The 639-nt window shown below is 42.3% G+C and carries 1 protein-coding gene; it reads right to left on the bottom strand.

Features of this window, described 5'->3' with window-relative positions; genetic code table 11:
* Positions 1–639, bottom strand: a 639-nt coding sequence (locus B4K20_RS02940; RefSeq protein WP_289281832.1) for a proton-conducting transporter membrane subunit, incomplete at both ends; no start/stop codon positions are given.

Consider the following 639-nt stretch of genomic DNA (forward strand, 5'->3'; position numbering starts at 1 on the left):
ACCAGTAACGCCACAGTCAGACAAGAAGTGAGGAACTGCAATAGAGTGCCGTTTCTTACTGCAGACACCAGATATAAAGCTAATGCAGTATTCACTAATAACCAGACACTCAACGGCCCTGAATAGGAAGTGAAATAGACAATCCCATAAGTGCTGATGATGACCAGTAATAGACTCGACATCGCAGAGAGAAAAGTGACGTTTTTCTGCGGTGCTAATTGCTTAAGACTGTATTCCTGCAACACATCACCTGCACTGAGGAACATATAAGCTTTATAAAGTGAATGAGAGATTAAGTGAAGTAATGCCAGCTCATATAACCCTAAAGCACATTCAATCAACATTAATCCCATTTGGGCACAGGTTGACCAGGCCAGTTTTACTTTAATACTGATACGCGTCATCATGACTAAGGCACTGATGAGCGTACTCAAACCAGCAATAATAAGCAGTACCCATTGTGCATCAACACTAAACGCAATCAATGGTGCAAAGCTCAGTAATAAAAAACCACCCAGATTGATAATTCCGGCATGCAACAAAGCACTAATCGGCGTGGGAGCCTCAACCACTTGAATTAACCAGCCATGTAGCGGTAACTGAGCACATTTAATTAAGGCGGTGATGGCCAGTAAGATA

This window comes from Methylophaga sp. UBA5088, from assembly GCF_002414625.1.
In the GTDB taxonomy this organism is placed as follows: domain Bacteria; phylum Pseudomonadota; class Gammaproteobacteria; order Nitrosococcales; family Methylophagaceae; genus Methylophaga; species Methylophaga marina.